Origin of the sequence: uncultured Clostridium sp. (assembly GCF_947039605.1) — a bacterium.
In the GTDB taxonomy this organism is placed as follows: domain Bacteria; phylum Bacillota; class Clostridia; order Clostridiales; family Clostridiaceae; genus Sarcina.
The window spans coordinates 117,448-129,221 of the sequence record NZ_CAMQZG010000002.1; the positions used below are offsets into that span (position 1 = coordinate 117,448).

The following is an 11,774-nucleotide window of genomic DNA, read 5'->3' on the forward strand; positions in this document are numbered from 1 at the left end:
AATGAAAAAAGGTAAACAAGTAGAAATTACTATTGAAGATATAGACTTCCCAGCAAAAGGTTTTGCCATGGTTGATGGTTTAAAGGTTTATGCTAAAAATACATTTCCAGGACAAAAAGTTTCAGGAACTGTAAGTAAAAAAAGAAAAGATTATGTGGAAATAAAGGTTAGAGAAGTTGTTGAAAGAGCTCCTTATGAAATAGAGCCAACATGTGACCATTATGGTATTTCAGGTGGATGTCTGCAACAGGTTATCCCTTATGAAAAGCAGTTAGAATTTAAAACTGATGAAGTTAAAAAACTTTTCACAGAAGCTAATAGAAGTACAGGTGAGTTCCTTGGTATAGAAGGCAGTCCAACAATCAATCATTACAGAAACAAGATGGAATATTCATTTGGTGATGAATCAAAAGGTGGAGATTTAAATCTTGGAATGCATATGGTTGGTAAAAGATTTGGAATAGTTAATATAGCAGAGTGTTGCTTAACTGATGATGATTTTGCTAAAATTTCAAGAGCTACTCTTGAATACTTTAGAAAGGCAGGACTTTCATATTATAGAGTTATGGCAAGAACAGGATTCCTAAGACACCTTGTTGTAAGAAAAGCTCAAATAACAGGCGAAATAATGGTTAACCTTGTTACTACAACTCAAGTAGAGTTTGATTTAACAGAGTATACAAAGATAATCCAAGGATTAGAATTTGATGGTGTTCTTAAATCAGTACTACATACAGAGAATGATTCATTATCAGATACAGTTTCATCAGATAAAGTTAATATTTTATTTGGTGAGGATTATATCACAGAAGAACTTTTAGGCTTAAAGTTTAAAATTTATCCATTAGCATTCTTCCAAACAAACTCACTAGGGGCTGAAAAGCTTTATAGCCTTGTAAGAGATTTTATGGGTGATGCTGATAATAAAGAAGTATTTGACCTTTACTGTGGAACAGGTACTATTGGTCAAATTGCAGCAGGGAAAGCATCAAAAGTTACTGGAGTTGAGCTTATAGAAGAGGCAGTAGTTGCTGCTAATGAAAATGCTAAACTTAATGGACTTGATAACTGTACTTTCATAGCTGGAGATGTAGCAGAGGTTATAAAGACTATGACTGGAAACCCAGATATCATAATTCTTGACCCACCAAGAAGTGGAGTTCACCCAAAAGCTATGGAGTATGTAATCAAATTTAAAGCAAAACAAATTATCTATGTTTCATGTAATCCTAAGACATTAGTAGATGACTTAGCATCACTTGAAATGGGTGGATATGAAATAGAGAAAACTTTACTTATGGATATGTTCCCACATACTCCACACGTTGAGACTATTGTTAAGCTTAACAAAGTAAGAGAGTTTTAGTTAGAAAGATAGCATCAGTTTGGGTGCTATCTTTTTTTTATAAGAAAAATAAGTTACAATATTAGTAAAATAGATAGTGATATGGAGTAGTTTTTATGGGTGAAGAAGACTATAATAGAATCATAAATTATGCGAAAAATACTTTTAAAAAAGAACTTTTAGAAAAAATAACAAAATTTAAATATAAAGATTTAGATGGATATCAAGTTATAGAAGCATATATAAGGGGGGATTATGAGAGAGTTAATATTATTTATATGTGAGGCAATAAGTGTTTTTTTAATACCAATTATACTGTTGGTATTTACAAAGGCAAGTGGAAAAAGACTTTCTAAATATAATTCGGGAGTAGGTTATTGTACTCCGTATGCAAAAAAATCAATAGAAATTTGGGGCTTTGCACAGAGGTTAGGACCAAGAATAATGATACAATGTGCTGAAATTTCATTTGTGATAATTGTAGTATTGCAGATAGAGAGGTAGAAGGTATTAATTTAATATGCATGAATATTTGGATGGTGATACTTCCTATGTATTTTGTTATTATGGAACTCAAGTTAAGAAAAGAATTTAAAGGTAAAATTGAAAAAAATTAATTGGGGTTAATGAAGTATGAAATTTTATAATAGATTTTCATACTTTTTTAAAAAAGACAGTTATACAAGGTGAATAAATTCCTTTGTAATTTGGGTATACAAATAGTTAATATTAAACAAAAGAAGAATAAGGGGTGGAGTGTTTGAAGTTAAAATATATTTTGAGTTCATTTGAAATAGACGAGATAATAGAATCTCGGACTAATGAATTTGAATTAAAAAAAGGTGAAAAAAGAAAGGTTGAAAAATTTTGGAGAAAGGTATTAAGAGAATATACTGATTTTGATATAGAGTTTCAAGATGAAGGGATTTATGTTAAAGATTTAGATGTATTGAATAAATATAGTAGTTTGCTAGATTATAATATTTATAATGGGGTTTTAATAATAAAGTTCTTAGAATATATGAATATATATATTCCAGAGCGAGTATTAAAGGATGAAGAATTTAAAGATAAATTACTTTTAGATTTAGAAAATTATAAAGTTGAGAATATGAAAATTCAAGAAGAAATGAAAATGAATGATGATATAAAATATGATGAGAATGATATTTATGAGCAAAGGTGTATAAAATCAGAAGAATATTTTATTCAAGAAAATGGAATAGGGCTGAGCTATAGAAGTGGGTATATAGGTTTTTACACATTGGGAACAATGTTAATTGTTATGAGTTTGGTGAGTATACAATTTAGCTTGAATAAAATGATATATGGTTCTAGTATAACTGTAGATTATATTTTTAAATATATTTTTATAGGGTTATTTGCATTTGGTGTATGGGTACTGACATTCAAAAGTAAAAAAAGTTTTAATATTAGAAAGTTAGATCCAAGGTTTAATTATTATCTTAGTGTAGATGAGAAGTTTTTGAAAATTAGGATTGATTCAAAAAAATTAAAAAAAGAAGTGAAATATAATTTAGAAACTATTGTTAAATTTGTTCAAGATGGTTATATATACAAGGTGTATTATAAACATAAAAGAGGATATAAATTAATATCAGTTGCAAATAGTAAGTTTAATTTATTAGGAAGACGAGAATTTGAGGATAGATTAACTAAAATAGTACAGAGAAATAATTGTGAAGCAGAATTTGATAGTAAGGCTAAAAAAAGAACTAAAACTAGAAAGATTTTGAGGATTATAAGCTTTGTATTATTTATAGGAGTATTTGTTATATACTTTATTACACCAATAGTCATAAAGAAATCTATGCCTAAATTAAATACAAAGATAATGAAAGAGAAAGAAGAATATAATCAATATGTAATAGCTCAAAAAAAAGCAAATGAACTAACTAATTTAGAGGTTCTAGAGGAAGTTTTAAAAATTATAAGTGAAAACAATCAAAATCAAAAGTCTCAATAGTAAAGATTTGAAAGTGAATATGAAATTAAATATTGACAATATAAGTAAGTTGTAATATCATCATATCATAACTTAATAAATCTTCAGGGCAGGGTGTAATTCCCTACCGGTGGTAAAGCCCACGAGCCGTTTGTGCATGATTTGGTGAAATTCCAAAGCCGACAGTAAAGTCTGGATGAAAGAAGATAGAAATAATATAAGTAAGGTTATATGATAGCTTTTGTTTGTGATATTCACATTCATAGGGTTATTATACCTATATTTAGTTTTGTTTATTACGCTCTGGAATGTTTTCATTCTAGAGCTTTTTTGTATTTAAAACTAATTTGATGTAGGAGAACTATACCTTTTTATATTTATTTAATTTTGTATTTTAATAGCTTAGTCTATTTAGTATAGAAATTTTTAAAAGCCTGAAGAGTAATATCTTTGGGCTTTTTATTTTAAGATTTATTGGTTTAAAGTAATTTTTTGGAGATGATTATTTTGAATGAAAAGTTTATGAGTTTAGCTATTGAATTTGCAGAGAAAGGAAAGGGGAGAGTTAATCCTAATCCACTTGTTGGGGCTGTGATTGTAAAGAATGATGAGGTTATTGGTAGTGGATATCACGAGGTTTGTGGAGAGGGTCATGCAGAGGTTAATGCTTTTAATAGTTTAACTGAAAGCTGTGATGGAGCAGAGATGTATGTAACTTTAGAGCCTTGCTCGCATTATGGAAAGACACCACCTTGCGCAGATAAGATTATAGAGATGGGAATTTCAAAGGTTTATATTGGAGCACTTGATCCCAATCCTTTGGTTGCTGGCAAGGGAGTTGCAAAGCTTAGACTAGCAGGGATTGAGGTCATGGTTGGAGTTTTAGAGGATGAATGTAGGTGGCAACAAGAAGTTTTTAGAAAGTATATAAGTACTAAAAAGCCCTTTGTTTTGTATAAGTCTGCTATGTCACTTGATGGAAAGATTGCTACAAAACATGGTGAGTCTATGTGGATAAGTAGTGAGAAGTCAAGGGAGGAAGTTCAAGGTCTTAGAAATTATTTAATGGGTATTATGGTTGGAGTTGATACTGTTATAGCAGATAATCCAAGACTTACTTGTAGACTTGAAGGTGGGAGAAATCCTATAAGAATAGTGGTTGATAGTAAGCTTAGAATTCCTAGATGGGCTAATGTTTTAAATGATGAGTTTAGCAAAGATACAATAATTGCTACAACAGAGTTTTGTAGTAATGAATATAAGAAAATACTTAAAGATAAAGGTTTTAGGGTGATAGAAACTAGAAGTAAAAGAGGGCAAGTTAATTTAGAGGAGCTTGTTATAAAGCTTGGTGAACTTGGTATTGATGGAGTTCTTTTAGAGGGGGGTTCTACACTTGCTTATTCAGCTATAAAAGAGGGGATAGTGGATAAGGTTCAGTTTTATATAGCACCTAAAATTATAGGAGGAAAAGCTAAGACTGTAGTTGATGGGCTTGGTATAGAAAAACTTGCAGATGCTTTTGAACTAGAGAGTATAAGTACAAGAAAATATGATTGTGACATTGTTATAGAGGGATATTTTAAAAGAGGTGAATAGATGTTTACAGGGATAGTTGAGGAACTTGGCAGGATAGATTCTATAAAGGTTAATGGAAAGTCAGCTACGATAGTTATTAGTGCAAAGTTGGTTTTAGAGGATACAAAGCTTGGAGATAGTATTGCAACTAATGGAGTTTGTCTTACTGTTACAAATCTTAATAGTGGAAGTTTTGAAGCTGATGTTATGACTGAAACTATGAATAGGACAAGTCTTTCAAGTTTAAAGTCTGGAAGCAAGGTTAATTTAGAGAGAGCTATGATTGCAAATGGAAGATTTGGTGGACATATAGTGAGTGGTCATGTAGATGGAGTTGGGATTATAGAGAAGTATAGTAAAGATGAAAATGCAACTTGGGTTACTATAAATGCTAGTAAGGATATTTTAAAGTATGTTGTAGAGAAAGGCTCAATCTGTATAGATGGGATAAGCCTTACAGTTGCATATGTTGATGATAGATGTTTTAAAGTTTCTATTATTCCACACACAGGGGAGGAAACTACACTTCTACAAAATAAGATTGGTGGAGTAGTTAATTTAGAGTGTGATGTTATAGGAAAGTATGTAGAGAAACTTTTAGGACTTAAAAAGAAAGAAAGTAAAAGTAGTATTAGTGAAGATTTTCTAAAGAATAATGGATTTATGTAAGGGGGAAATATGATGAAGTTTAATAGTATAGAAGAGGCAATTGAAGATATAAGAAATGGGAAAATCATAGTTGTTGTAGATGATGAGGATAGAGAGAATGAGGGTGACCTTATAATGGCAGCTGATATGGTAACAGGGGAAGCTATAAACTTTATGGCTACTTATGGGAAAGGGCTTATTTGTATGCCAATAGAGAAAGAAATAGCAGATAGATTAAGTATAGGTGCTATGGTTTCAAATAATACAGATAACCATGAAACAGCTTTTACAGTTTCAATAGATTATAAGGATACAACTACTGGAATATCAGCTTTTGAAAGAGCTTTAACTATTCAAAAAGTTTTAGAGAGTGATAATCCAAATGACTTTAGAAGACCAGGGCATATGTTCCCTCTAGTAGCTAAAGAGGATGGAGTTATTGCAAGAAATGGACATACAGAGGCAGGAGTAGACCTTGCAAAACTTGCAGGTTTTAAAGGTGCAGGAGTTATATGTGAGATTATGAAAGATGATGGTCAGATGGCAAGACTTTCAGATTTAGAAGTTTTTTGTGAAAAGCATAATCTTAAAATAATAACTATAAAAGATTTAGTTGAGTATAGAAAGAAAAAAGAGTTTGCAAGTCTTGTAGAAAGAGTTGTAGAGATAAAAATGCCAACTAGATATGGTGATTTTACGTTGTATGGTTTTGAAAATAAATTAAGTGGTGAAGAATATATAGCTTTAGTTAAAGGTGATGTGAAAAATAAAGATTCAGTTCTTTTAAGAGTTCATTCAGAGTGTTTAACTGGTGATGCACTTGGGTCAAAAAGATGTGATTGTGGAGAGCAGTATGACACTGCTATGAAAAGAATAGCAGAAGAGGAATGTGGAGTATTAATATATATGAAGCAAGAAGGGAGAGGTATAGGTCTTATGAATAAGCTTAAAGCCTATGCACTTCAAGATGATGGGCTTGATACAGTTGAGGCAAATTTAGAGCTTGGTTTTGTAGCAGATGCAAGAAGCTATGAATTTGCAGCAGGAATTATAAAAAATCTTGGAATCAAAAAAGTTAATTTAATGACTAATAATCCAAGTAAAATAGAGGCATTAGAAGAGTATGGAATAGTGATAGAAAAAAGAATTCCGATACAAATGAATCATAACGAGAAGAATGAGTTTTATCTTAAAACTAAAAAAGAAAAAATGGGACATATGTTTGTTTAATTAAAATAACAGGCATTTATATATAAATAAAATATTAGGGGGAATTATAAATGAGAATATTAGAAGGTAATTTAGTAGCAAGTAATTTAAAAGTTGGGATAGTAGTTGGGAGATTTAATGAGTTTATAGTATCAAAATTACTTGGTGGGGCAATTGATGGACTTAAAAGACATGGAGTAGAAGAGGATAAAATTGACGTAGCATATGTACCTGGGGCATTTGAAATTCCACTTATAGCAAAGAAAATGGCTAAAAGTGAAAAGTATGATGCAGTAATATGTCTTGGGGCAGTTATAAAAGGTTCAACACCACATTTTGATTATGTTTGTTCAGAAGTTTCAAAAGGTATAGGGAATGTAACTCTTCAAACAGAGGTACCAGTTATATTTGGAGTTTTAACAACTGATACAATAGAACAAGCTATAGAAAGAGCAGGGACAAAAGCAGGAAATAAAGGGTATGATGCAGCAGTAACAGCAATAGAAATGGCAAATTTAATATCAGAGTTTTAATATAGAAAATGAGCTATTCAAAGTTGAATAGCTCATTTTTTCACTTTATTTTATCAAAAACATCTTTGATGATTTCAAAATCTGACTCAGCCTTTGCATCAAGGTCAAATTCACCAAGATAAGTTTTATATTTCTCATTAAAAGGTTTAGTAACTTTGAAGATATTTAGAGTTGTCATGATAACAAGTCTATTAAAGTTTAAAAGTAAATCTTCAAATTTATTTAAATCTTCATTTTCTTCCTCAAGAGATTCTTTAAAAGTTTTTATACTAAGGATAGTTCTAGTTAATCTTAAATCATAAAGGAATAAGTTTGTAGTATATTCATCAATATTATTAAGATTTTCAAAAAGATACTCAGTAGAAAGTTTTCCACTTATAAAACTCTTAGTTTCAGCAAGGAAAGCAGAGTCAATGTTATCAAAGTTTATTGTTTCTAAATTAGTATTTATATCATTAAGTCTATCAGTTATATAAGCATCATATTCTGCATTATATAAATCAAATTCTTTTTGATTTCTAGGAAGTAAATCTCTATTTGTAATAGCATAGTCTTGTGTAAGACTTAAAAGGTTTCTAGCTATCTTTATATTAAGTGATAGAATTTCTTTTGAATTCTCAAAAATTGTAGCAAGTTCTCTATTTTCAGGAATTAATGTTTTTTCTTCAAGAAGATTAATCTGATATTTCTTTTTAGCAATTCCATACTCAGATGTAACATGAGTTCTATAAAGTCTTCCATACATATAATTACTAATTCCAAGAGTATCTCCAGAGCTTAAATCAGTAGAAATCATAGCTTTAAGTGATAATAAATCATATTTAATTTTATCATTATCTATATTAGAAAGAAGATGATTAATTTCCTCGATAGTTTTAGTTGAAAGTTTTTGAACTGTTATAAGTTCTTTTGCCCCTTTAGTTACATTTCTTTTATTCTTTTGTGCTTTATATAGTCTACCTATACCCATAAATATTTCTCCTTAGTTTCTTTAGTTTAAATTAAGTAGTATTAATTCTATTTAATATTATCTTTAAGAGGGTAATTTATGCAACATATTTTTAAAAATAGAAAGTATCTACTAAATTTAATGAAAATAGGAATCTTATTAAGAAAATGCTTGAAAAATATAGGAAAGAGAGAAATATTATTAGCTAGAAAAGGTAATTTAAACGAGAAATTTAATTATTAAGTTTTGACAGTGAAAAATTAATTTAGTAAACTCAAATAAATTAAGTAAAATACTTAGTTAATAAAATAGAGGTGGTAATTAATTATGATTAAACATATAGTAATGTGGAAAATAAAAGAAGAGAATAAGGAGGCATCAGCTTTAAAGATAAAAACAGACTTAGAAGCTTTAAAATCAGAGATAAAAGAAATAGCAGATATAGAAGTTGGAATAGATATAAATGAGATAGAAGCCAACTATGATGTTATATTAGTATCAACATTCAAAACACAAGCAGATTTAGATGCTTATCAAGTACATCCAATGCACAAAGCAGTAGCTGTATTTATTAAAAGTGTTGCAACAAGTAGAGTAGCAGTAGATTACCTAGTATAATAGGGGAAATTAAATTTTAGGGGGACAATAATAATGATGAACAAACCAAAAGTAGGATTTATATGTGTGCATAATTCATGTAGATCACAAATGGCAGAAGCACTAGGGAAATTATTTGCAAGTGAGGTTTTTGAAAGTTATTCAGCAGGAACTGAGCTTAGATCACAAATTAATCAAGATGCAGTTAAAGTAATAAAAAAACTGTATTCAGTAGATATGAATAAAACTCAAAAGTCAAAACTTTTAGAAGATATTCCAAAACTTGATATAGTTATAAAAATGGGATGTAATGTTATCTGTCCTTTAGTTATGGCAAATTATATTGAAGATTGGGGTATTGATGACCCTAGTGGTTCAAGTGAAGAAAACTTTGAATTAGTTGCAAAAATAATAGAAGAAAAAGTGAAAAGTTTATCAGAGAGAATTAAAAAAGGTGATATAAAATTTTAGCATTTTAATTTAAAAATTAAATGGAATTAAAAAAAGGAAATTATCAAGTAGTGAATAAAATGGATCCTATAGACTGCACACTTAAATAAAGAGTGTTATCTATAGGATTCTTTTTGTATCAATTGTTAATTAAATGTAAATTAAATACTAATAAATAGTGAATAAATTGACGGGAGCAAAGATATGTTACAAAATTACTTTTAAATTAAGAGTTTTACTTTATAAAATTAAGAAAAAATAAACTTATAATTTATAATTTGTTAAAAAAGACCTATTTATTAAAATATCTTTAATTAAATTAAAAAATTGACAATAGCTATGGTAAATAGTATAACATAATAAGCCAAATATATATATTGGTGAGTTTGAAGTGTTATGCAACGAATTAAGTTTTTACAAACTATAAGGAGGGGCATAATGATTAATAGCTTAAAGAAAAATTTAGCTATTTTTGTATCAGCAGTTATGCTTGTCTCCACCACTAATACAGTAAGTGCTTTTGCAAGCACTGTCAGTAATGATGGAGGGACAGGAAAGACGGCAGAAAGTTTTACTAATTCGCAGTATAGCCATATTAGTAAAGCTGAACTTTTAAAAAATACTAATGATTCTGTATTTGGTCTAGCAGGTAATTTCAATGCTTTTATAAAGAATGATTTTACTATGACAGGTTCAGATGAAGAAGGAAGGCTTGCGGCTGGAGGAAATGTTACTTTAATAGGTAATGGGGTTGGTGCAGAATTGCCACTTAATACAAATAAGTCAGCTAGTTTAATAGTTGGTGGAAATTATGTTGGTAAAAATACTCCAATAGCTCATGGATTTGCAATAGTTAATGGAAAAGTTAATTCAGCAAAGTGGAATGTTTCAAAATACAAGAAATTTTATAGTTATCCAGGGTTAGTTAACTTTGATAAAGAGTTTAAAACTTTAACAGCATTATCAGATAATATAAATAGTGCTGCGCAGGGAGCTATAGGATCAAATGTAGGAATAAGCAATCCAGCTAATATATCACAAAATATTGATGGAAGTATAGGGACAGTTACATCAAATTCAGGAGATTTAAAATTTGTAGGTACAAATCCTACTTATAATATATTTAATATTAATGCATCTGAATTAAATGGAGATGTTCATACTATACACTTTAATGTACCAAAAGGCGCAGCTATTATAGTAAATGTAATTGGGAAAAAAGTAGAATTTCCTAAATGCGGATGGTTCTTAAATGGAAATGGGCTAGATGGTCACCATAGTGGTGGGGAACCTAATAGACTTATGTGGAACTTACCAAGTGTTACAAATGTAAGCGCCGATGGTTCAGTAGAGGGTTCTGTCCTAGGACCTAATGCAAATTGGGTACAACCTGATAAAGGACATGCAGGTGGAGACCTTGATGGTAATATGATTGTTAAATCATTTTACTCAAAATATGGATTTGAAATGCATGATTATTTCTTTACAGGAAAAAATGCTGGAAGAATCAGATTAACTAAAACAAGCATAGGGCAATATGCTAATACACCTATAATTCAAGGTTTTACTTTTAGTCTTTATATAAATAAAGGAACAAAAGATAAGCCAGAGTGGAAGCTTCTAGAAACTAGAACACCATCACAAGCTGGGGATATAAATTTTATAAATCTTCAAGATGGTCAGTATAAAATAGTAGAAGATAAAGCACCTACAGGAAATCAAAAATTAAAACATCCTATATATTTAACTTTACCATTAGAAAATAGTGATAGTATTCCTATGGTTGATAATTCATCAAATCATATGATTATTAGTGCTAAAAATACTTCTAATATACCAGGTAAAGGTTATATGGGATCAGCTTTAAATATAGGAAACTATTCAAATTATGTTTCAATAGGCAAAATTCAAATTACTAAAACTAATGAAGATGGTTTAAAATTCTTGCCAGGAGCAGAATTTACTATAACAGATTCTACAGGGAAATTAGTTGGGGAGTATACAACTAATAAGGATGGAGTTATTGAAACTTCATTATTAAAAGCTGGAACTTATACTATTAAAGAGATAAAACCACCAAAAGGATATACAATATCTAAGCCTGATACTCAAACAATAAAAGTTGATGGGGTAGTGACTCAAGGTGTATTACCAATACCAGTTACTAAAGTTTCATTCAAAGATCAAAAGTCTATTTTAGGAAGTTTAACAATTTCAAAGAATGTTATGAGTAATGGAAAACTTGTTATGGATAGTAAAGGTAAAGCAGAATTACTAGGTGGTGTAGTATTTGATATTACAGGACCAAATAATTATAAAAATACAATTACGACTAAACAAGGTGAAGCGTTTGTGATAAATAATTTAGAATTAGGTTCATACACAGTAACTGAGAAATCAGCACCAACTGGATATGAAGTTGATTCAAAAGCACAAACAATTGTGATTGATGCAAAAAATGCAACAACAGTAAAATTAAAACCATTTACTGATACACAA

At 29.7% G+C, this 11,774-nt stretch carries 12 protein-coding genes and 1 riboswitch; of the genes, 11 read left to right on the plus strand and 1 reads right to left on the minus strand.

All coding sequences use genetic code 11. The annotated features are described in order from the left end of the window. Position 1: 1 nt before the first annotated feature. From rlmD to ribE, 8 genes are all read left to right on the plus strand, one after another. Positions 2-1,366 (plus strand): 23S rRNA (uracil(1939)-C(5))-methyltransferase RlmD, encoded by a 1,365-nt coding sequence (rlmD, locus tag Q0V24_RS01945; RefSeq protein ID WP_297518168.1) that lies wholly within the window; start codon positions 2-4, stop codon positions 1,364-1,366. 95 nt (positions 1,367-1,461) lie between these two features. After that, on the plus strand, positions 1,462-1,629 hold the full coding sequence (locus tag Q0V24_RS01950) for a hypothetical protein (protein ID WP_297518171.1): 168 nt from the start codon (positions 1,462-1,464) through the stop codon (positions 1,627-1,629). Beyond that, entirely contained in the window at positions 1,601-1,849 is a 249-nt protein-coding gene (locus Q0V24_RS01955) for an SdpI family protein (RefSeq protein WP_297518174.1), read from the plus strand. Before Q0V24_RS01950 ends, Q0V24_RS01955 begins: the two co-directional genes overlap by 29 nt. 256 nt (positions 1,850-2,105) lie before the next feature. After that, the gene (locus tag Q0V24_RS01960) at positions 2,106-3,332 is read left to right on the plus strand and encodes a hypothetical protein (RefSeq protein WP_297518176.1); all 1,227 of its coding nucleotides are present in this window, start codon (positions 2,106-2,108) and stop codon (positions 3,330-3,332) included. Between the two features lie 75 nt (positions 3,333-3,407). Beyond that, positions 3,408-3,523, plus strand: a riboswitch (FMN riboswitch). Positions 3,524-3,818: 295 nt separating this feature from the next. Continuing rightward, the gene (gene ribD / locus Q0V24_RS01965) at positions 3,819-4,910 is read left to right on the plus strand and encodes a bifunctional diaminohydroxyphosphoribosylaminopyrimidine deaminase/5-amino-6-(5-phosphoribosylamino)uracil reductase RibD (protein ID WP_297518178.1); all 1,092 of its coding nucleotides are present in this window, start codon (positions 3,819-3,821) and stop codon (positions 4,908-4,910) included. Beyond that, positions 4,911-5,558 carry a riboflavin synthase gene (locus Q0V24_RS01970; protein WP_297518180.1) on the plus strand — a complete coding sequence of 216 codons (648 nt, stop codon included), beginning with the start codon at positions 4,911-4,913 and terminating at the stop codon, positions 5,556-5,558. It abuts the gene before it with no gap. 9 nt (positions 5,559-5,567) lie between these two features. Beyond that, positions 5,568-6,767 (plus strand): bifunctional 3,4-dihydroxy-2-butanone-4-phosphate synthase/GTP cyclohydrolase II, encoded by a 1,200-nt coding sequence (locus Q0V24_RS01975; RefSeq protein WP_297518182.1) that lies wholly within the window; start codon positions 5,568-5,570, stop codon positions 6,765-6,767. Between the two features lie 50 nt (positions 6,768-6,817). Next, the gene (gene ribE, locus Q0V24_RS01980) at positions 6,818-7,279 is read left to right on the plus strand and encodes a 6,7-dimethyl-8-ribityllumazine synthase (protein ID WP_297518184.1); all 462 of its coding nucleotides are present in this window, start codon (positions 6,818-6,820) and stop codon (positions 7,277-7,279) included. Positions 7,280-7,319: 40 nt separating this feature from the next. Here the strand turns inward: ribE and Q0V24_RS01985 are convergent, their stop codons facing one another. Continuing rightward, positions 7,320-8,249, minus strand: a complete 930-nt coding sequence (locus Q0V24_RS01985; RefSeq protein WP_297518186.1) for a hypothetical protein — start codon at positions 8,247-8,249, stop codon at positions 7,320-7,322. A 306-nt stretch (positions 8,250-8,555) separates the two neighbouring features. Between Q0V24_RS01985 and Q0V24_RS01990 the strand changes: the two genes are divergently transcribed. The 3 genes from Q0V24_RS01990 to Q0V24_RS02000 form a co-directional block, all read left to right on the plus strand. Next, positions 8,556-8,846: a Dabb family protein gene (locus tag Q0V24_RS01990; RefSeq protein ID WP_297518187.1), complete on the plus strand. Its 291-nt coding sequence runs from the start codon at positions 8,556-8,558 to the stop codon at positions 8,844-8,846. A 36-nt stretch (positions 8,847-8,882) separates the two neighbouring features. Continuing rightward, a complete protein-coding gene (locus Q0V24_RS01995; RefSeq protein WP_297518202.1) occupies positions 8,883-9,296 on the plus strand; it encodes an arsenate reductase ArsC in 414 nt (137 codons plus the stop codon). A 417-nt stretch (positions 9,297-9,713) separates the two neighbouring features. Beyond that, a partial coding sequence (locus Q0V24_RS02000; protein WP_297518190.1) for a choice-of-anchor A family protein occupies positions 9,714-11,774 on the plus strand: 2,061 nt, incomplete at its 3' end.